The sequence below is a fragment of the Micromonospora coriariae genome (genome assembly GCF_900091455.1).
Lineage (GTDB): Bacteria > Actinomycetota > Actinomycetes > Mycobacteriales > Micromonosporaceae > Micromonospora > Micromonospora coriariae.
In genome coordinates this window covers 804,885-824,935 of record NZ_LT607412.1, presented here as the reverse complement: position 1 = coordinate 824,935, position 20,051 = coordinate 804,885, and the positions used below count along the sequence as shown (strand labels likewise).

Here is a 20,051-nt window from a genome sequence, read left to right as displayed (position 1 = left end):
GCTACAGGCCGGCCTGGGTGGTCAGGATCTGCCGCAGGTAAGTCTTCGGCCTGGACCCCACTGTCGAGCCGACGACCTCGCCCCGCCGGAAGACCAGCAGCGTCGGCAGCGACATGACGGCGTAACGCCGGGTGGCCTCCGGGTTCTCGTCGGAGTTGAGCTTGGCCACGACCATCCGCTCGCCGAACTCCCCGGCCAGCTCGGCCAGGCTCTTTTCGATCGCCTTGCAGGGCGGGCACCAGTCCGCCCAGAAGTCGACCACCATCGGCCGGTCGCTGGCCAGCACCAGCTCGGCGAACGTGTCGTCGGTGACGGTGACTAGTGAGCCGACTGCCGTTTCCTGGGGCATGTTTCCTCCCGGTGCGCGATGGCGTGGGTGAGCTGGGCGTGGAGCTGCTGGCGGACGGCGCCGAGCCGGTCGAGGTAGGCGTCGACCTCGGCGAGCTTGCGTCGCAGCACCGTCACCGAATCCGGGCAGACGTCGCCGGACGCGTTGCCGGCCCGCAGACAGGCGACGAACGGGCGGACGTCGTCGAGGCCGAAGCCGACGTCGAGCAGTGCGCGGATCTCCCGTACGACCCGAAGCTCCGCCTCTTCGTAGACGCGGTAGCCGTTGGCCGACCGCTGGGCCAGGACCAGCCCGTGTGCCTCGTAGTAGCGCAGGGCGCGTGTGCTCGTGCCGGCCCGCTCAGCCAGCTCCCCGATCAGCATCCGACCCCCTCCGTCAGCCCGTCGCGACCACGCTAAACCTTGTCGCCGGCGTCAAGGCAAGGGCGTCTAGCCGATGCGGAACTGCTCCCCGTAGACGGCGAACACCAGTCAAATAGCGGCGCGTCGATGTGCTGTCAATCGTGGACGCACTTGCACCGCGGTGACGGGCCGGCGCGGTTCCGGGTGTCCTGGCGTGGCGCCGGCCGTCAGCTGATCCGCAGGCTCGCGATGAGGTTGTCGCGCAGGTGGAAGGTCATCGGGCCGGTGCCGTTGTAGCCGTTGCCGGTCACCGTGAGGGTGACGACGTAGCTGTCGGGATCGGAGCCGGACTCGACCGCGACGATCTCGAAGTGCGACTGCTTGCCGATGTTGTCGGTGCGGTCCCAGTCGCGTACGCCGTCACGGCCGCGATACTCGCGGCCCCAGTCATTGAGGTAGGCGTCGTCGGTGAAGGCGGCGGCGAAGGCCTCCGAGTCGCCGGTGTTGGTCGCGTCGATGAAGGCGCGGATGGCGGCAGGAGTGTCCGTGGTGGCCATGAGTCGATCTTTCGTCGGTTGGAAAGTCCGGTGGTGAGCGTAGAGCAACCGCCGCTGACCTCGGGCGGAACGCGTCCGACGCGTGGATGACCCGGGGCCGGCGCTCACCATCGTTTGTTCGACAACTCATGTTGTGACCAACACACCTCGCTGCCGAACGGAATGTGCGGTCCGGCAAATAAGTTGTGGATCAACAGAACCTGTCGACCAATGAGAAGCAGATTGGTGGTACGGCAATGCCCGATTACGGACATGACCTCCTGTTCGGGACGTTCCTCACGCCGACCGCGCACGACCCGGACCGGGTCGTGGCGTTGGCGGAGCTGACCGAGGCGGCGGGGCTGGACCTCGCCACCTTCCAGGACCATCCCTACAACGCCGACTACCTCGACACCTGGACCCTGCTGAGCTGGGTGGCCGCCCGTACCGAGCAGCTACGGATCTCGGGGAACGTCCTGAGCCTGCCGCTGCGCCCGCCGGCCGTCCTGGCCCGGGCCGCGGCGAGCCTGGACCGGCTGTCGCACGGCCGATTCGAGCTCGGCCTCGGCGCCGGCGCCTTCTGGGACGGGGTCGAGGGGATGGGCGCGCGTCGGCTGACCGCCGGGCAGGGCGTCGAGGCGTTGCGCGAGGCGATCGACGTGCTGCGTGGCGTCTGGGACGACGGCACCGCCGGACCGTTCCAGCGCGAGGGAAAGTACTACCCGATCCCGGGCATGCGGCGCGGCCCGGCACCGGAGCACGACATCAACATCTGGCTCGGCGCCTACCAGCCTCGGATGCTGGCACTGACCGGCCAGAAGGCCGACGGTTGGTTGCCGACGCAGGAGTACCTCCGGTCACCGGACCGGGCCACCGCCAACCGACTCATCGACGAGGCGGCGGTGGCGGCCGGACGCGACCCGCGACAGATCCGCCGGCTGCTCAACGTGTTCACGGTCGACGTGTCGACGCGTAGCCGCGGCTTCCTCCAGGGGCCGGCCGAGCAGTGGGTCGACCAGCTCCTCCCGCTGGTCCTCGACGAGGGGTTCAGCACCTTCCTCATCGGTCGCGACGATCCACGCCTCATCCAGGCGTTCGGGCAGGAGATCGCCCCCGCGCTGCGGGAGGCCGTGGCCAAGGAACGCGCGGGAAACGGGACCACAACCGGCCGGGTCCGGTCGACAGTGGCCCTGGCCAGGCGCCAGCCCGGCGTCGACTATGACGCCCTGCCCGCGTCGCTGGCCACGGGGTCCGTCGAGCCCGGCGACCCCGAGTACGAGCAGGTGCGCCACAGCCACAGCTGGAAGGGCTCACCCGCCCTGGTGATCCGCCCCCGGGACGCCGCCGAGGTGGTCGACGCCGTGGCCTACGCGCGGACGCAGCAGCTTCCGCTCGCCGTACGCAGCGGTGGGCACGGCATCAGCGGCCGGTCGACGAACGACGGCGGAATCGTCATCGACATGTCCAGGATGGACAAGGTCGAGGTGCTCGACCGGGCGACCCACCGGATCCGCCTCGAGCCGGGAGCCCGCTGGGGGCACGTCGCCCAGGCGCTCGCCCCGTACGGGCTGGCGATGAGCTCGGGGGACTACGGCGACGTGGGCGTCGGTGGCCTCGCCACCACCGCCGGCGTCGGATACCTGGTGCGCAAGTATGGCCTGACCATCGACCACATCGTCGCCGCCGAGATCGTCACCGCCGACGGCAGCCTGCTGCGGGTGGACGAACACCACCACCCCGACCTGTTCTGGGCGATCCGCGGCGCCGGCGGCAACTTCGGCGTCGTCACCGCCCTCGAGCTGGAGGCGTACGAGGTCGACAAGGTCGTCTTCGCCCGGCTCGTGGTCGACGCGAGCGACACCGCCGACCTGCTCGGTCGTTGGGGCCGGCTCATCGAGGACGCGCCGCGCGAGTTGACGAGCTTCCTGAGCCTGTTCCCCGGACGCCGCGGCAACCCACCGATGGCCCAGGTCACCCTGGTGTACGCCGGGGACGACATCGAAGCGGCGCAGTCCGCTCTGAGCCCGTTCCTGGAGATCGGGCCGATCCTCGACCAGCAGGCGCAGCTCGCGCCGTATCCGGCGCTCGTCGCCCCGCCCGGCGACCAGCATCGGGGCCAGGGCCTGTCGGACAGCCACAGCGGCCTGCTGCACCACATCACACCGCAGGCCGCAGAGGTCATGGCGACGATGATCGGCTCCGGTGACGTGATGGTCATGCAGTTCCGTTCCGTCGGGGGAGCGGTCAACGACGTCACCCGCGAGGCCACCGCCTACGCGCACCGGGAGCAGAACTTCTCCGTGCTCGCCGCCACCGTCCCGGACCGTCGGTCCCGACTCGACAAGCTCTGGGCCGACCTGTACGAGCACCTCGACGGCATGTACCTGAGCTTCGAGTCCGACACGAGCCCGGAGCGGCTCCTGGACGCCTTCCCCGAGCCCACCCTCAGCCGGCTGCGCGACGTCAAGGCGACGTACGACCCGGACAACGTCTTCAACCGCAACTTCCCCATCCCACCGGCGCCTGCCCGGCAGGGCGGAGAGGAGACCGACAGTGCCGCCTGAGGCCGGTCCGTCCGGGTCAGCGCGGGGATTGGTCGGTCGTCCCGATGACGCTGGTCACCGCGGCGCAGGGGTCGGTGCCGGGCGCGGCGGCCTGGATCGCCTCGGCGGCGCGGTCGGCGAAGTCCCGGAAGGTGGCACGCTGATCTTCGGGCAGCCCGGCCAGCACGTGGTCCTCGGCGTGCGCGACCCGCTTCTCGGCGTCGGCCAGTGCCAGCCTCCCGCGCTCGGTGGCCACGATCCGGCGGGCACGGCGGTCGCGCGGATCCAACTGCCGCTCGATCAGGCCGGCGTTCTCCAGGTCGTCGATCACGTACGTGAGGACACTGCGGTCGATCACCAGGCGGGTCGCCAGGGCCGCCTGGGTCGGCACGTCTTCATGCACGACCACGGCCAGGATGTGGTAGCCGCGGCTGCCGTGGGGCAGGTCCTTCAGCGTCTCTTCGACGTACTCGTGCCAGCGTCGCAGCACCATGCCGAGAGACCACCCGAAGTTCGAACCGCGCTGGCGGTCGGCTGGCAGTTCGCAGGGGTCGATGTCGGACATGTGCAAACTCTAACAAGCAGTGTGTTGATCACCTTATGTGTTGTCCGGTCAACTGTTTAGCGCCCGCTTGGTTCACGGCGGGTCGGCCGGGATCGTGATCGTGACCCGGGTCGGGCCGCCGGCGGCACTGCGGGCCGCGTCCGGGCGGCGACGGGTCACCGCAGTCCGGCGAAGAGGTCGTCCTCGGGGAGCGGCGCACCTGTGGTGTCCCGGACCCGGACGAAGGTCTCCATGCCCATCAGGTCGGTGAACCGCTCCCGGCCCAGTTGCAGGAAGAAGATGTTCTCGGTCTGGCTGGCGTGCGCGGCCAACGCGTCGAACTTCTGCTCGCCGTAGCTGCGCGTGTCCACCCAGGTGGTGATCTCGTCGTCGGGCAGGCCGAGCTCCGGCGTCGGTTCGGCCGACGACGCGTCCGGCTCGGCCCAGTCGACGCCGAGTTCCCGCATGATCCGGCCGAATTCCGCGAAGGCCGTACGAGGCACAGTGGTCCAGTACACCTTCGCGGGAACGTCCGTCTTCGCGACAGCGGCCATGGTGATCCGGTGGGCCTGGATGTGGTCCGGGTGGCCGTAGAAGCCGTTCTCGTCGTAGGTGACGACCACGTCCGGCCGGTACCGGCGGATCAGTTCCGCCAGCCGGTCCGCGGCCTCGTCGACCGGCGTGGCCCAGAACGCGCCGGGCAGGTCATTGGTCGCCCAGCCCATCATCCCGGAATCGCCGTAGCCGAGCGTCTCCAGGTGGGAGACCTTCAACGCCGCGCAGCTGGCCTCCAGCTCGGCCTGGCGCATCGCCACGACCGCGGCCGGGTCGTGCCCCGGGTCGCCGGGCTTGACCCCGTCGGGGCCGTCGCCACAGCGCCCGTCGGTGCACGTCACGAGCACTGTGGTGATGCCCTCCGCCGCATAGCGCGCCAGAACACCACCGGTGCTCGTCGCCTCGTCGTCGGGGTGCGCGTGCACCGCCATCAAGGTCAGAGATCGCTCAGCCATGCCACCACCCTACGAGGCCATCCGCGCCGGAGCCGACACGCCCGTTCTCGACGATGAGCACGGGGTCACCGGCGCCGAGCCCGAGACGGGCCGCGCAACTGGGGTCGCAGAAGATGTCGACGCGCGTACGTCTGCCGAAGTGGTTGCCCCGGCCGACCGTCCCGAGGCATTGGCCGGCCGTAACGTCGCCCGGCACGGTGGCCCGGGCCGGGTCGTTGGTGTCCCGCTCGGCCCAGCGCACGGTCGAGGTCGGAGAACCGCGCGGCCAGGCACTCGGGTACGACGCGCTTGAGCCGGATCGGGAGAACGACGGTGCCGCCCCCCATGTCGGAGCCCGCCAGGAACGGGTACAGCACGGTCGACGCCATGGAGGCACCGACGGGCGCACCTTGTGCCGCGTGCAGGTTTGGCATGGCGGCAACGCGGATGATGGCGTCGACGGCGGCCACCTGCTGGCACTGCGCCAGGGCAGTGGACTCGATCCGGCTGGCGGGGGAGGCGAACACCGAGACGGTCGCCGGAGTGGACGGGGGCAGAGACTCCCGACGGGAGTGGTGCTCAGACAAGAGACGCTCGCTTCCGAGGGAAACGCAGGGACGGACGGCAGCACGGCACCGGGGCGGCGTCGCCGGTGCCGTGGAGCAGGGGGTTGTCCGTCAGTACGTCATGGACACCACTGTCGCGGAGCCCGCCGTGCACAGCAAGCGATTTTCCCCAGGCGGCCAGCGACTGCGCCTGGCATGCAACGGTCCGGCAGCCTGCGGGATCGGGTTGGCGGCGTTTCGCTGCCGAGATGAGCGCACCGCGTCGCGTCTGATCTGAGGGGTGCGGGCTACCACCCGGCGCGCAGACGTCCGGTCGTATGGCACGGTCCGGGTGACGCTGCGTGCAGGGCGGCGGCCCGCTCTCGTCAGTGGTCGCGTCAGGGCGGTAAAGATGGGGCCCGGCCGGCAGGTCGCCGGCCGGGCCACCGATCAGGACTCCTGGCTTCGACGCCGGGCGAGGAAGAACACGAGCCCGCCCAGGGCGACCATGACACTTCCGAAGCCCGTCATGGCTGGGATCACGCTGCTACCCGTGACCGGCAGGACCTTGTCGCCCGATCTCGTGGGGAACCCGGGGCTACCTGGGGCTCCAGGGCTGCCCGGTGCTCCTGGGCTACCGGGCGCTCCGGGTGCGCCGGGACTACCGGGTGCTCCGGGTGCGCCTGGGCTACCGGGTGCTCCGGGTGCGCCTGGGCTACCGGGTGCTCCGGGTGCGCCGGGACTACCGGGTGCTCCGGGTGCGCCTGGGCTTCCTGGCGCTCCAGGGCTGCCTGGTGCTCCTGGGCTGCCGGGCGCGCCGGGGCTGCCTGGTGCTCCGGGGCTACCGGGCGGGCCAGACGGGCCGGGCGGACCAGACGGGCCGGGTGGGCCGGACGGCCCAGCGCAAATGGGTGCGGTGATCACGTTGTTGTCGAGGGTGACGGCTGCGGTTCTCGCCAGCGCGCGGCCCTGGAGCCTCGCGCCCGTGGCCATCGTGATCGCGGCCTGAGCCATGATGGTGCCGACGAAGGCGGTCCCCGTGCCGATCGTTGCCGAGCTGCCGATCTTCCAGAACACGTTGCAGGCCGAGGCGCCATTGATCAGGATGATGCTGCTGTTCGCCGCCGTGGTCAGCGACGAGTCGACCTGGAAGATGAACACGGCCGCCGGGTTGCCTTGGCCGTTGAGCGTCAGGGACCCGGTCAGCTCCGCGGCCCCGATCCGGTAGACCCCGGCGTTGAGTGTGTTGCCGGCGCCGAGTTCTGACGGAAGGACTGTGAACGGGGTCCGGCCGGCGGCGTCGTTGAATGCGGTGGTCAGGTCGCTCTGGGCCTGTAGGGCGACCGCGTCGCCGAGGTGGACCTCGCCGCCGATGGTTGCCGTCTCGAAGCCCGACTGGGTGTTGCCCGGGTACCGGCCGAGACTCTGGGCCAGGAAGCTGGCGCCGATGTTGGTGGGCTCGGCCCCGGCCAGGACGGAGAAGTTCGCCGCCGTCCCCAGGCCCACCGGTGCTTCCTGCGCGTTGGCTGCGGTCGAGAAGAGCAGCAAGCTGGCCGCGACGGCGGCGGCCGCGGAAGCCGCGAGCGTCGGCAAGACCGCACGCCGTAGACGAAGATTAGGTTTTGCTGTCACAGAACTCCTCCGTGGGTACTACCCGCAGGACGCGTCTCGCGAGTCGCTCCCTGCGCGAAACGGCCTAAATAGCGCAGACAAGTGCGCTGACCACCACATCACGTTGGCGTCGCTTATGCCACCAAAATGGTGCAATAGGGATGGATGATCGGCACGAATGGGACAAAGCTTCACATCCTCCTTGCCGGTCTCGTGTTCATCGCGTCGCCCCCGGCGACCCACAGATCGTCCGGTTGTCAGTTCGGTCCGACATGAATCACCGCCAGAGGCAGCGGAGGTGGCGAGGGCAGCCGGCCGGTGGCCGTACCCACCCGGCCGGATCGGCCGGCGACGAGACTCCGCCGGTGCTCCGCGGTGCTGGCGCGGTCCATCGCCATGCTGACCCGCTCATGGGCCCGGGCGAACGCCGGGTGGGGTACCGGGTCACGTCGACCCTCCCGATGCGATGCCGTCTCCTGATCGTGCAGGAGGCACACACCATCGTCTACGCGCGGGTCGGCCGTGGTGGGTCCTGGGCGAGGGATTCGGCGAGGAGCCGCCAGATTTCAGCGGCAAGTGCCATGTTGCCGTTGTCCTGGGCCTGTTCGGCGAGGCCGCGCAGGCCGGCCACCGCTTCGTCGCGTGCGCCCTCCAGTAGGAGGAGCCGGTTGCGCAGCACGTCGACTTGGATGCGGTCCTGGTAGGGCAGGAGCGGGTCGAGGCGGTCGAGCTCGTCGAGCAGCGCGCGGGCCTCGGCGGGGTGTCCGGTGTCCATGGCGAGGTGCGCGCGCAGGAACAGCAGCTCCTGTTCGATGGCGGGTGTGCCGGTCAAGGGGAAGCAGGCCTGGACTTCCTCGACGCGGCGGTGGGCGGCTTCGGTGTCCGGCGGGGTGGTCTGGAGGTTGAGCCTGGCCGCGCTGATCCGCAGGCGCGTCCACAGGGTGGCGTTGTCGCGTCCGTCGAACCCTCGCACGGCCTCGCCTAGCAGCTCGGCCGCGACCGCGGGCTCGCCCTGGCGGAGTCGGACGTTGGCCGCGGTCCAGAGTGCCTCGGCCCACAGCGGGTCTGACCGGCCCTCGACGAGGCTGAGCAGTTCGTCGGTGTGCCGGCCGGCCTCGGGCAGTCGGTCTGCCTCGGCCAGCGCCGACACCACGGCCAGCAGGACGTTCGCCATGACATAGGGGGCCAGCGCGTTGTCCTTGGCAAGTTTGTGGGCCGTCAGCGCGGTGTCGACGGCGGCTGGGACCTCGCCGGTGGACCGCAGGCAGCGGGCCAGCTCGGCCAGTGCCCTGGCCCGCAGCTCGGGCAGCCCGAGTTGGTCACTGAGCGTGGTCAGCTCGTCGAGGTAGGCCCGCTGCTCGGCGTACTCCTTGCGTTGCCGCCGCCAGTCGGCGACCTGCCACAACGCCTGCCAGCGCAGCAGGGGGTCCTCGCCCCCGGCGGTGGCCAGCGCGCCGGACAGCAGCTCGCCCGTCTCGTCCGCGCCGAGGCCGGTGGCGATGGTGAGGCTGCGCGCCAGTGATGAGCGACCTCGCCGTCCGCCAGGGCGAGGCCACCCAGCACATCGGGCCGGCTGTTGTGGTGGTGGCCGCGTTGATCGCCGGCCTGGCCGCCTGGGGCCTGCTCGCGCTGCTGGAGCGTACCGTCGGCCGCGCCCCCGCTCGGACGTTCCGGATCATCGCGCTGGTCGTGCTGGTGCTCACGCTGGCCGGCCCGCTGGGCAGCGGCATCGGCACCAGCAGCCGGCTGGTCCTGCTCGGCATGCACCTGACCGTCGGCGCGGCGCTCATCATCGGGCTGCCCGGCCGGCAGGCCTGCCGATAAGGACGGACGACGTGCCGATCGGGCACGTGCGGGCCGTCGCGGGATTCCAGTAGGTCGCACGATGCGCGTCAAGCGCGCCTTGACAACCGGGACGGGCGCTGGTGCGGCGAGAAGGTCGGGGTGGGGTGCGAGTTGGCTGGGCATGCCCCGCCCCGCCCCGCGCGCTCCGCGCCGCACCCCCACCCCGATCGGTGGCGACCCGCCCGACAACCTGGCGGCGGCGTGTGTGGCGCGTTTCGGGCCGCCGTGAAGACGCACAGAATCATGAGGCGTGATGTCTCCACGCGAGGTGTCCGCGGGTACGTAGCCTGATGGCGTCGTGACTCCGTCCGCCCCGGGGTGATCCGTCAGCTGACAGCGGGAAAGGCTGGTCCATGAAGATCGTCGTTATCGGCGGCAGCGGCCTCATCGGCTCCAAGCTCGTGAGCAAGCTCGGCGCGCAGGGTCATGAGGCCGTCCCGGCGTCGCCGAAGACCGGCGTGAACACGTTGACCGGTGAAGGGGTGGGTGAGGTGCTCGACGGCGCCGACGTCGTCGTCGACGTGTCGAACTCCCCCTCGTTCGAGGACGCCGCCGTGTTGGAGTTCTTCCAGACGTCCACCCGGAACCTCCTCGCCGCCGCGGCGGAAGCCGGGGTCGGGCACTACGTAGCCCTCTCGATCGTGGGCTCGGACCGGCTTCCGGACAGCGGGTACATGCGGGCCAAGGTTGCCCAGGAGAAGCTCATCGCGGCGTCCGGGCTGCCGTACTCGCTGGTGCACGCCACGCAGTTCTTCGAGTTCGTGCAGGGCATCATCGACGCCGCCACGGAGGGCGACACGGTACGCCTCCCGCCGGCGCTCATCCAGCCGATGGCTGCCGACGACGTCGCGTCCGCCGTTGCCGAGGTAACGGTCGGCGTACCGACGAACGGTACTGTCGAGATCGCCGGGCCAGAGCAGTTCCGCCTCGACGAGCTGGGCCGACACATGCTCGCGGCCCGTTCCGACTCCCGCTCGGTGGTGACCGATCCCGAAGCCCGGTACTTCGGCACCACGCTGGGCGAACGCTCCCTCGTCCCCGCCGATGGCGCGCGCGTCGCCGGCACGCGCCTCGACGACTGGCGCACGCAGGCGGCCTAGGGTCTTTCGAGGCGCCGCACCAGCTCACGCGCCGCGGCGGTGAACGACTCGTCCGGTTCCTCCGGGCAGTGCCCCTGGATGGGTGGCGGGACGCTGTCGCTGGGTGGCGTCACCACATCGGTGGGATCTCGCAGTCGGCGGTCCACCGCGCCCGGAGGGCCTTCCACCGTCGCCGGCGCCCCCGACCGGTGGGGGGAGAAGAGCCAGCCGCCGATGGGGTCGGTGTCGCGCCACAGGTTCACCCACCGCCAGCCGACCCGGTCCCCGATCTCGCGCAGCGCCGCGTCGTCGATGTAGGCGGGGAAGAGCCGCCCGTAGAGCCGGCGCAGCGGCGACCCGTGGGTGAGCAGCGCGACCCGGCTGCCGACCTGCGGCGGCAGTTGGAGCACCGTCGCGGCGAGCAGCACCGAGCCGTGGCTGTGCCCGGTGAGAAGCACCGCGTTGCCCCGCGAGACCAGGTACGTGATCCGTCGGGCCAGCTCCGGCACGGCCCGTTCCGAATAGCAGGGTGGCGCGAACGGGTGGGCGGCCCGGGGCCAGAAGGTGCCGAGGTCCCAGAGGACGCCGACGTGGCGCCGGAACGGGACGCTCCGGTAGGCGAAGACCCCGGCGATGATCAGGCTGAGGATGATCGCCGCGATCAGCCAGCTGCCGAACGCGATGCCGAAGGTGACCACATCGCCCGGCACCCCGACGTTCCGCTCGATGACGTCGCTCGGGAACAGCTCCAGCAGGCCGATGGAGGTGGTGGCCGTGCCGAGGCCGGCGAGGCAGCTGTAGACCACGGCCAACGGCACCAGGTTCTCGGTGAACCGGGCCCGGGCTATCGCCTGCCGCACCTGGCGCAGCCGGGGTTCGGTGTGCGGGGGCGCGTCGGGGTAGTCGCGCGCGACGATCGCCGCCGCGGCGCGGTACCGGCCGCGGCGGGAGATCAGGATCATCAGGCCCGCGACGATCAGCGTGATCAGCACCGCGCGGAAGAAGCCGTAGATCGCCCAGGTGTACGCCCGGGGCGAGCCGGTGGCGATGCCCACGCCGGTCGACAGATCGCGATCCAGGAAGTCCGACACCCGGTAGACCAGCTCGGCGGAGTACGCCACCGCGAGGCTGACCGCGGTGGCCGCGATCACCAGCGCTCCCAGCCCGTACAGCGGGGTGACGTCCCGTCGCCGGTCCCGGCGCCAGAGCAGCACCACGCCCAGAGCGGCCAGCAGCGTCGTCTGGGTGACGAACAGCCAGGCCAGGGTCGCGTCGTAGGCGGGCAGGCCGCCCCCCGCCCGCCACGGCGCACGGCTGGTCAGCACGTGGGCCACGACGACGACGGTCAGGATGATGGCGATCGTCCGCAGCGTGCGGGTGACCCCGTCGAGCCGGCGGTCGGCGGTGCCCCGGTCGATGAGCGGGGGCGTGCAGAGCAGCGCCACACAGGCGGCCAGGACCGCTCCGGTGACCACGGCCAGCGCGACCGTCACGCCGGAGGCGCCGGTCGCGGCCCGGGCGGCGAGCAGAGTGAGGTCCAGCGTCGCGAACGCCGCCGCCACGTGGATGGAGCGCAGCCGACCCACCAGCGGTTCGGCGTCCCACTGACCGACAGCGCCGAGCGGATGGTCCGAGACCGCCCTGTCGGGCGCGCGAAATGCGTCGAATGTCCTCCCCGGGCGGTTGCTGGCGCGCCAGATCACACCGATGGCGGCGGCCGGGACCAGCGCGAGCACCGCCAGCCGCAGTCCGGTCGGGTGCCCTCCCAGCCAGGACAACCAGCTGCGTCCGGCCAGGCAGCGGGGCGTGGCCATGCACCTCCAGGCGACCAGGTCCAGGGCGACGCCGGCAATGGCGAGCACGTAGAACGCGGTGAGCGTGAGCGCCAGCACCCGGCACAGCGATTTGACCATCGCCTCGGAGCCAGGGTTGGCCGGGCGCATCCAGATCGCCACATTGGCCAGCATGAACGGCAGCAGGAACACCAGCGCCACAGTGCGGGCCACGGTCCCGGAGGGCAGATCACCCCAGCGGTACGCCTCCAGCGTGACACCTCGCGCGCCGCCGGTCTCCGAGCTTCGCGGGCGGGGTCGGTAGAAGCCCCCGCTGCGGTCCCCCGCCACCTGCGTCACCTGCCGCAGGTCCAGAACCTGGGCTGCACTCGCACCGGACACCCCGTGCACCCGCAGCTCCACGACGCCGCCGGGTATCTCCGGCCGACTCACCCCCGCTGATCCATCCGACATCGCCCCCCGACGTGCCCGGCGGCCCTGGCCACGCGATCCCGCGAGACGGCCATCCGTGTGACAGACCGGCGTCTACCCGACCCGGACCGACCCAACCGTGACAACAGCGGACGCGCTGCCGCTCACCCGACGCCTGTGACCGCCGGGTGCGCCGGTCCCGCGACGACGCCGGCCAGGATTGATCCGGTCCTGGTGGGGTAGGTGCCGCCATGGTCGACGCCGATCGGCACGGGGGTGACGGGACTGCGCCGACCCGCTCCGACGGCACCGATCACCCCGGCCTGGCGGCGACCGCCGTCCGGCTTCGTGGCCGTGCGGCGGGCACTCTGCGCGACCGCCTGCTCCGGGCACGCGCCATCAGCGGGCTCGCCGTGCAGGCGGGCGTGGCCGCGGCGCTGTCCTGGCTGGTGGTGCACGAGGTGCTGCAGATCTCGCAGCCGGTGTTCGCGCCGATCTCCGCGGTGTCCACCCTCGCCGCGTCGGTCGGCCAACGCCTGCGTCGCACCGTCGAGCTGGTCATCGGCGTGACGGTCGGGGTGCTGATCGGTGACCTGCTGCTCGTGGTGATCGGCACCGGCTGGTGGCAGCTGGCCCTGATAGTCGTGCTGGCGATTCTCGTCGCGTTGTTTCTGGCGGGCAGCGCGGCGGTGGTGATCCAGGCCGGGGCGACGGCGGTGCTCATCGCCACGCTCAGTCCGTCCGTGCGGGACCTGGAGATCCCGCGGTTCGTGGACGCCCTCGTCGGGGGAGCGGTGGCGCTTTTGGTCACTGCCTTACTGCTGCCGCTGAACCCGCTGCGGGTGCTGAACCGGGCCGCACGGCCGGCGCTGGACCTCCTGAGTAAGCAGCTCGACGCCACGGCCGGCGCGTTGGCCCGGCACGATGCCGCTCCGGCACGTGACGCCATGGTCAAGCTGCGGCAGAACAAGGACGAGCTGAAGGCACTCGTCGAGGCGACCCAGGGCGCGCGGGAGGCCAGCACCCTGTCGCCGATGCACTGGCACGAACGGCACGGACCGGTGGGCCGGTACGCGCAGGCGGCGGAGCCGATCGACCGGGCGATGCGCAACAGCGGGACGTTGATCCGCCGGTCGGTGAGCCTCATCGAGGACGGCGAGCCGATACCGGAGGCGATGCCGAGGGCAATCACCGACCTGGCCGAGGCGGTCCGGCTGATCAAGCGGCAGTTCGCCGCAGGCGACGAACCCAAGCGGGCGCGGGATCGGGCGCTGCGGGCGGTCTGCGCGGCCGGCGACGCCTACCGGGAGGGGGTCGGCTTCTCCGGCGCGGTCGTGGTCGCGCAGGTCCGCACGACCGTCAGTGACCTGTTGGTGGCCACCGGAGTCACCCAGGAGGCCGCGAACCGTGTGGTCCGGCGCGCCTTCGGTGAGCTGAGGCCGCCCAGCGGGGCCCGTGGGTGAGCAGGACATTTCCGGCCGGAAGGCGACCGCCTCCAGGGCGATGGCACCGCCTTGAGCCAAGGGTGTTGCATCCTGAGCCAAAGTGGTGCCATGATGGTGTCATGGAATTGAGGCCGTACGTCGAGAACCTGCGTAACGAGTACGCCGTGGCCGCGGAGGGGGTCGATCCGGACGGCCGGGCGCTGGCCGAGCGGCTCTTCACCCAACTGGAGGCGGCGACCCGTCTCATGCTGCTCGACGCGCTCTCCGACGCGGCCGACGAGATCACCCGCGAACTCGCTCCGGGCTCGGTGCACGTCCGGCTGCGCGGCCGGGAGCCCGACTTCGTGGTGACGCCGGCCAGCCCACCGGCTGAGGCGGGCGAGGACACCGGTCCGCCGGTGCTGCCGACGCCGGTGCTCGCACCGGACGGTGACGACGGCGGCACGTCGCGAATCAACCTCCGCCTTCCGGACCACCTGAAGGCCAGCGTCGAGGAGGCCGCCGGCCGGGCCGGACTGTCGGTCAACGCCTGGCTGGTACGAGCCGTCGCCGGCGCCGTCGCGGCTGGCGAGCCGGACCGTCGCCCGACGCGCCGGGTGGAGCCCCGCTCGGGCCAGCACTTCACCGGCTGGGCGCGCTGACCGCGTACCCCGTCTTCCCCTCCCCCCACTCACCTGCGGCGATGCCCGCTGCCCACATTCCGGGAGATCACCATGCCTGCTTTCGACACGCCAGAACCCATCTCCGTCCAGATCGAGCTGCCCGTCGGGGACGCGTGGATCTCCGCGACCGACCGCGCCGACACCGTCGTGCAGGTGCGGCCCCGTGACCCGTCGAGCAAGGCCGACGTGAGCGCCGCCGAGCAGACCACCGTCGAGTACGCCGCCGGCCAACTGCTGATCAGAGCACCGAAGAGTTGGCGTCGCTTCGGCCCCGGCGCCGGGCCCTCGGTCGACCTCCTGATCGAGGTGCCGAGCGGGTCACGGGTGCACGCCAGGGCGTCCTGGGCGGCGTTCCGCTGTGAGGGCCGGCTCGGCGAGTGTTACCTCAAGACCGGTGGCGCGATCCGGCTCGACCGGACCGGGCCGCTGGAGATCGACACCAGCCACGGCGAGGTGGCCGTGGAGCACGTCGCCGGATCGGCCCGGGTGAAGGCCTCCTCGGGCAAGGTACGCATCGGCGCGGTCGACGGCGCCGCCGAGATCAAGAACTCGTCCGGCGACTGCTGGATCGGCCAGAGCAACGGCGACGTCCGGGTCAACACCGCCTACGGCGACATCACCCTCGACGGGCCGATGGCCTCGGTGACGGCACGCACGGCCTACGGCAACGTCCGGCTGGGCGCGGTTGTGCGCGGGTCGATCGAGCTGCAGACCTCCTACGGGGCCATCGAGGTCGGGGTTCGCCGCGGCACTGCCGCCTGGCTCGATGTCAGCTCCAGGCACGGCCGGGTGCACAACGCGCTCGAAACGACCGACAGCCCGGCGCAGACCGACGACACGGTCGAGGTCCGGGCGAACACCTCCTACGGCGACATCACGATCCGGCGCGCCTGATGGACCCCCGCCCGGCGAAACCCCGTACACGAATCGAGGAGACCATGGCCAGCCCTTCCCGGCCCGCGATAGTCGCGACCGGCCTGCGCAAGTCCTACGGCGACAAGCTCGTGCTCGACGGCATCGATCTGGAGATCGCCGAAGGAACGATCTTCGCCCTGCTCGGCCCCAACGGCGCTGGCAAGACCACCACCGTGCAGATCCTGTCCACCCTGATCGACGCCGATGGCGGCGACGCCCGCATCGGCGGTCACGACCTGACCCGGGAGCCCGACGCGGTACGCGGACTGATCGGCGTCACCGGCCAGTTCTCGGCCGTCGACAACCTGCTCACCGGTCGGGAGAACCTGAGCCTGATGGCCGACCTTCGCCACCTCGGCAGGGCGGCCGGCCGACGACGCGTCGTCGAGCTGCTGGGGCAGTTCGACCTGACCGAGGCGGCGGACAAGCCGGTGGCGACGTACTCCGGCGGGATGCGCCGGCGGCTCGACCTCGCGATGACGCTGGTCGGCGATCCGCGCGTCATCTTCCTCGACGAGCCGACGACAGGCCTCGACCCGCGCAGCCGCCGCGCGATGTGGCAGATCATCCGCGATCTCGTCGCCGACGGCGTCACCATCCTGCTGACCACCCAGTACCTGGAGGAGGCCGATCAACTCGCCAGCCGGATCGCCTTCCTCGACCACGGCCGCCTGATCGCCGAGGGCAGCCCGCACGAGCTGAAGCGGCTCATCCCCGGCGGTCACGTCGTGTTGCAGTTCGCCGACCACACGGGCCTCGACTCGGCCGCCCGCCTGCTCACGGCGGCCACCCGGGACGACGCGGCACTGACCCTGCGGGTCCCGAGCGACGGTGGGGTCGGGTCGCTCCGAGCCCTGCTCGACCAGCTCGACCGTGCCTCGGTGAGCGTGGCCGGTCTCACCGTGCACGGCCCCGACCTGGACGACGTCTTCCTCACCCTGACCGGCCGACCCGACAACGAAAGGGCCATGGCGCGATGAGCACCCTCACCCTCGCTGCCCGCGACTCGAGCACCATGCTGCGGCGCAACCTTCTGCACATGCGGCGCTATCCGTCGATGACGCTGATGCTCATCGGCATCCCGGTCATCATCCTGCTGCTCTTCGTCTACGTGTTCGGCGGCACTCTCGGCGCCGGCCTCGGGCCCTCCGGCGACCGGGCCCAGTACGCCAACTACGTCACCCCCGGCATCCTGCTCATCACGGTGGTCAGCGGCGCGCAGGGCACCGCCATCTCGGTCGCCATGGACATGACCGAGGGCATCGTCGCCCGGTTCCGCACCATGGCGATCTTCCGACCGTCGGTCCTCACCGGACACGTGCTGGGCAGCCTGATCCAGGCGCTGCTCAGTCTGGCGGTCGTGACCGGCGTGGCGCTGCTCGTCGGCTTCCGGCCGACCGCGAATCCGGTCGAGTGGCTCGCCGTGATCGGCGTCCTCGCGATGATCACTTTCGCGCTGACCTGGCTGTCGGTGGCCCTCGGGCTGGTCAGCGAGAGTGTCGAGACGGCCAGCAACCTGCCGATGCCGCTGGTGCTACTGCCGTTCCTCGGCAGCGGGTTCGTCCCCACCGACTCGATGCCGACGGCGGTGCGGCTGTTCGCCGACTACCAGCCGTTCACGCCCGTCATGGAAACCCTCCGTGGTCTGCTGCTGGGCACCGGAATCGGCACCAGCGCGGTCCTCGCGGTCGCCTGGTGTGCCGTCATCACAGTGCTCTGCTTCTTCTGGGCCAGGGCGCTGTACAACCGCAACCCCGCCCGCTGATCGCAGCGCCCGCTCGCGGTCGACCACCCGCGACATCCCGACAGCCCGGCCGGCAGGCCGGGCCGTCGGCGTTCGCGTTCGGGATGTGCCGGCTCCGGGGTCACGGTCGTCGTCGCTGTGGCGCCCTGGCCGACGTTACGGAGCTGTTGCCGGCAGATGTCTTGACGAAGATGGATGTGAGCGTTAACACTGGGCGCGTCGACGGTGGAGGTGGACATGAATCCTGTGGACGGAGCTGGCGAACGCTACGTCGTCGGTGTCGACTTCGGCACCCTGTCCGGGCGAGCACTGGTGGTCCGGGTCGGCGACGGCGCCGAGCTGGGGACCGCGGTGCACGAGTACGGCGACGGAGTCATCAGCACTGCCCTTCCGGGAGGTCGACCGCTGCCGCCGGACTGGGCTCTGCAGAATCCCCAGGACTACCGCGACGTGCTGCGGTACGCCGTCCCGGCGGCCGTGTCCGCCGCGGGAGTGGACCCCGCCGCGATCGTCGGCATCGGCATCGACTTCACCGCCTGCACGGTGCTGCCGACGTTCGCCGACGGCACCCCACTCTGCGAGGCGCCCGAGCTGTGCGACCGTCCGCACTCGTGGGTGAAGCTGTGGAAGCACCACGCCGCCCAGCCGCACGCCGACCGGATCAACGCCCTCGCCCACGAGCGGGCGGAGCCGTGGATCGGCCGGTACGGCGGCAAGATCTCCGCCGAGTGGCAGTTCGCCAAGGGCCTTCAGATCCTCGAGGAGGACCCCGAGGTCTACCACCGCGCCGAGCGCTTCATCGAAGCCGCGGACTGGATCGTCTGGCAGCTCAGCGGCACCGAGACCCGTAACGTCTGCACGGCCGGCTACAAGGGCATCCGGCAGGACGGCCGGTACCCGGCGCAGAGCTTCCTGACCGCGCTCAACCCGGACTTCGGCGACTTCGTGGCCAAGTTGGACGGTCCGCTGCTGCCGCTCGGCGCCCGGGCCGGCACGCTCACCGCCCGTGCCGCGGCATGGACCGGCCTGCCGGAGGGGATCGCGGTTGCCGCCGGCAACGTCGACGCGCACGTCACCGCGGCCTCCGCGCAGGCGGTGGAGCCCGGTCGACTCGTCGCGATCATGGGTACCTCCACCTGCCACGTGGTAAACAGCCCGCACCTCGCCGAGGTCGCAGGGATGTGCGGCGTCGTCGACGGCGGCATCAGCGCCGGCGCGTGGGGCTACGAGGCCGGGCAGAGCGGAGTCGGAGACATCTTCGGCTGGTTCGTCGAGCACGCCGCCCCGGCCGGGGTCGCCTCGCACGAACACCTCACCGAGCTGGCCGCCAGCCAGCCGGTCGGCGCGCACGGCCTGGTCGCGCTGGACTGGTGGAACGGCAACCGGTCGCTGCTGGTCAACCACGACCTCAGCGGGATGATCGTCGGGATGACCCTGGCCACCCGGCCGCAGGACGTCTACCGGGCGCTGCTGGAGTCCACGGCGTACGGCACGAGGATGATCATCGAGGCGTTCGTCGAGGCCGGGGTGGCGGTGAACGACCTGGTGATCGCCGGTGGTCTCGCCTCCAACGAACTGCTGATGCAGATCTACGCCGACGTGACAAACCGGCCGCTGAACATCATCGGCTCCGCGCAGGGGCCGGCGCTCGGATCGGCGATCCATGCCGCCGTCGCCGCCGGCGAGTACCCGTCGATCCACGAGGCGTCGCAGGCGATGGGCCGGGTGCACGAGGCCGTCTACCGACCGGATCCCGAGCGGGCGCGCGCCTACGACGCCCTCTACGCCGAGTACCGGAGGCTGCACGACCACTTCGGTCGTGGAGGCAACGACGTGATGCTCCGCCTGCGCGCGATCCGCAACGCGGCGGTCGGAGCCGGCGCGGCCACGCCCGAGACCGCGTTGGAGGTGGTCGCATGAACACCGAGACGGCCCGACAGATCCGCGAGCTGCGCGAGACGGTCGCCCGACTGCACGCCGAGCTGACCCGGTACGGCCTGGTCGCCTGGACGTCCGGCAACGTCTCCGCCCGTGTCCCCGGCCAGGACCTCCTGGTGATCAAGCCGAGCGGCGTCAGCTACGACGACCTCACGGCGGACACCATTGTGGTGTGTGACCTGGACGGCGCTCTCGTCGAGGGCGACTTCGCCCCGTCCAGCGACACCGCCGCCCACGCCTACGTCTACCGGGCCATGCCCGAGGTCGGTGGGGTGGTGCACACGCACAGCTCGTACGCCACCGCCTGGGCGGCCTGCGGCGAGGCGATCCCCTGCCACATCACCGCCCAGGCCGACGAGTTCGGCGGGGAGATCCCGGTAGGCCCGTTCGCGCTGATCGGTGGGGACGACATCGGCAAGGGCATCGTCACCACGCTCGCCGGGCACCGCTCACCCGCGGTGCTCATGCGTAACCACGGCGTCTTCACCATCGGCCGTGACGCCCGCGCGGCGGTCAAGGCGGCGGTCATGTGCGAGGACGTCGCCCGCACCGCACACCTCGCCCGCGTACTCGGGCAGCCGGTGCCGATCGCGCAGGCGGACATCGACGCGCTCTACCACCGCTACCAGAACGTCTACGGCCAACAACCGACCGCACCGGCGAGTTCCTGACCGGAGACCCCGGCACCACCCGCCGGGCTGCACCACCGAGCGCACCGCACGCACCACCCGCGTACGCCGCCCGCCCCCACGTCGGCGGTG

18 protein-coding genes and 3 pseudogenes are annotated in these 20,051 nt (G+C 71.2%); 11 read left to right on the top strand and 10 right to left on the bottom strand.

The annotated features are described in order from the left end of the window. Position 1: 1 nt before the first annotated feature. The 3 genes from trxA to GA0070607_RS03785 form a co-directional block, all read right to left on the bottom strand. Complete coding sequence (gene trxA / locus GA0070607_RS03795; RefSeq protein WP_089016918.1) at positions 2-349, bottom strand: thioredoxin; 348 nt, start codon at positions 347-349, stop codon at positions 2-4. Further along, positions 319-711, bottom strand: a complete 393-nt coding sequence (locus GA0070607_RS03790; protein WP_089016917.1) for a MerR family transcriptional regulator — start codon at positions 709-711, stop codon at positions 319-321. Before GA0070607_RS03790 ends, trxA begins: the two co-directional genes overlap by 31 nt. 206 nt (positions 712-917) lie before the next feature. Further along, on the bottom strand, positions 918-1,247 hold the full coding sequence (locus GA0070607_RS03785; protein ID WP_089016916.1) for a nuclear transport factor 2 family protein: 330 nt from the start codon (positions 1,245-1,247) through the stop codon (positions 918-920). 236 nt (positions 1,248-1,483) lie between these two features. Here GA0070607_RS03785 and GA0070607_RS03780 point away from each other — a divergent pair, with 236 nt between their 5' ends. After that, entirely contained in the window at positions 1,484-3,790 is a 2,307-nt protein-coding gene (locus GA0070607_RS03780) for an LLM class flavin-dependent oxidoreductase (RefSeq protein WP_089016915.1), read from the top strand. A gap of 16 nt (positions 3,791-3,806) precedes the next feature. Here GA0070607_RS03780 and GA0070607_RS03775 read toward each other — a convergent pair whose 3' ends face one another. From GA0070607_RS03775 to GA0070607_RS33190, 4 genes and pseudogenes are all read right to left on the bottom strand, one after another. Beyond that, a complete protein-coding gene (locus tag GA0070607_RS03775; RefSeq protein ID WP_089016914.1) occupies positions 3,807-4,334 on the bottom strand; it encodes a MarR family winged helix-turn-helix transcriptional regulator in 528 nt (175 codons plus the stop codon). A 155-nt stretch (positions 4,335-4,489) separates the two neighbouring features. Continuing rightward, the gene (locus GA0070607_RS03770; RefSeq protein ID WP_089016913.1) at positions 4,490-5,323 is read right to left on the bottom strand and encodes a PIG-L family deacetylase; all 834 of its coding nucleotides are present in this window, start codon (positions 5,321-5,323) and stop codon (positions 4,490-4,492) included. 25 nt (positions 5,324-5,348) lie between these two features. Continuing rightward, positions 5,349-5,889 (bottom strand): annotated as a pseudogene (locus GA0070607_RS33195) (RNA ligase RtcB family protein); the annotation flags it as partial. A 408-nt stretch (positions 5,890-6,297) separates the two neighbouring features. Continuing rightward, positions 6,298-6,417: pseudogene (locus GA0070607_RS33190) on the bottom strand (LPXTG cell wall anchor domain-containing protein); the annotation flags it as partial. A gap of 53 nt (positions 6,418-6,470) precedes the next feature. On the opposite strand from GA0070607_RS33190, the gene GA0070607_RS33185 reads away from it, so the two are divergent. Next, positions 6,471-6,767 carry a hypothetical protein gene (locus tag GA0070607_RS33185; protein WP_231931240.1) on the top strand — a complete coding sequence of 99 codons (297 nt, stop codon included), beginning with the start codon at positions 6,471-6,473 and terminating at the stop codon, positions 6,765-6,767. A gap of 55 nt (positions 6,768-6,822) precedes the next feature. Here the strand turns inward: GA0070607_RS33185 and GA0070607_RS33180 are convergent. Continuing rightward, positions 6,823-7,353 (bottom strand): annotated as a pseudogene (locus tag GA0070607_RS33180) (ice-binding family protein); the annotation flags it as partial. 610 nt (positions 7,354-7,963) lie between these two features. Continuing rightward, entirely contained in the window at positions 7,964-8,863 is a 900-nt protein-coding gene (locus tag GA0070607_RS03740) for a tetratricopeptide repeat protein (RefSeq protein WP_089016909.1), read from the bottom strand. Positions 8,864-8,979: 116 nt separating this feature from the next. Between GA0070607_RS03740 and GA0070607_RS03735 the strand changes: the two genes are divergently transcribed. Then, positions 8,980-9,282: a DUF6069 family protein gene (locus GA0070607_RS03735; protein ID WP_231930815.1), complete on the top strand. Its 303-nt coding sequence runs from the start codon at positions 8,980-8,982 to the stop codon at positions 9,280-9,282. A 374-nt stretch (positions 9,283-9,656) separates the two neighbouring features. Beyond that, a complete protein-coding gene (locus GA0070607_RS03730; protein ID WP_089016908.1) occupies positions 9,657-10,403 on the top strand; it encodes an SDR family oxidoreductase in 747 nt (248 codons plus the stop codon). Here the strand turns inward: GA0070607_RS03730 and GA0070607_RS03725 are convergent. After that, complete coding sequence (locus GA0070607_RS03725; RefSeq protein ID WP_231930813.1) at positions 10,400-12,607, bottom strand: hypothetical protein; 2,208 nt, start codon at positions 12,605-12,607, stop codon at positions 10,400-10,402. The two genes, GA0070607_RS03730 and GA0070607_RS03725, sit on opposite strands and share 4 nt — an antisense overlap. 230 nt (positions 12,608-12,837) lie before the next feature. On the opposite strand from GA0070607_RS03725, the gene GA0070607_RS03720 reads away from it, so the two are divergent. The 7 genes from GA0070607_RS03720 to GA0070607_RS03690 all read left to right on the top strand — a co-directional run bounded on the left by GA0070607_RS03720 (position 12,838) and on the right by GA0070607_RS03690 (position 19,961). Beyond that, positions 12,838-14,049 (top strand): FUSC family protein, encoded by a 1,212-nt coding sequence (locus tag GA0070607_RS03720; protein WP_089016906.1) that lies wholly within the window; start codon positions 12,838-12,840, stop codon positions 14,047-14,049. 101 nt (positions 14,050-14,150) lie between these two features. Then, complete coding sequence (locus GA0070607_RS03715; protein ID WP_089016905.1) at positions 14,151-14,672, top strand: hypothetical protein; 522 nt, start codon at positions 14,151-14,153, stop codon at positions 14,670-14,672. A 72-nt stretch (positions 14,673-14,744) separates the two neighbouring features. Beyond that, positions 14,745-15,587: a DUF4097 family beta strand repeat-containing protein gene (locus GA0070607_RS03710; RefSeq protein WP_089016904.1), complete on the top strand. Its 843-nt coding sequence runs from the start codon at positions 14,745-14,747 to the stop codon at positions 15,585-15,587. 44 nt (positions 15,588-15,631) lie between these two features. After that, a complete protein-coding gene (locus GA0070607_RS03705) occupies positions 15,632-16,588 on the top strand; it encodes an ATP-binding cassette domain-containing protein (RefSeq protein WP_089016903.1) in 957 nt (318 codons plus the stop codon). Further along, positions 16,585-17,373 (top strand): ABC transporter permease, encoded by a 789-nt coding sequence (locus GA0070607_RS03700; protein ID WP_089016902.1) that lies wholly within the window; start codon positions 16,585-16,587, stop codon positions 17,371-17,373. The genes GA0070607_RS03705 and GA0070607_RS03700 overlap by 4 nt, the downstream gene beginning before the upstream one ends. A 216-nt stretch (positions 17,374-17,589) precedes the next feature. Continuing rightward, positions 17,590-19,272, top strand: a complete 1,683-nt coding sequence (gene araB, locus GA0070607_RS03695) for a ribulokinase (protein WP_089021635.1) — start codon at positions 17,590-17,592, stop codon at positions 19,270-19,272. Further along, a complete protein-coding gene (locus GA0070607_RS03690) occupies positions 19,269-19,961 on the top strand; it encodes an L-ribulose-5-phosphate 4-epimerase (protein WP_089016901.1) in 693 nt (230 codons plus the stop codon). The genes araB and GA0070607_RS03690 overlap by 4 nt, the downstream gene beginning before the upstream one ends. Positions 19,962-20,051 lie beyond the last annotated feature (90 nt).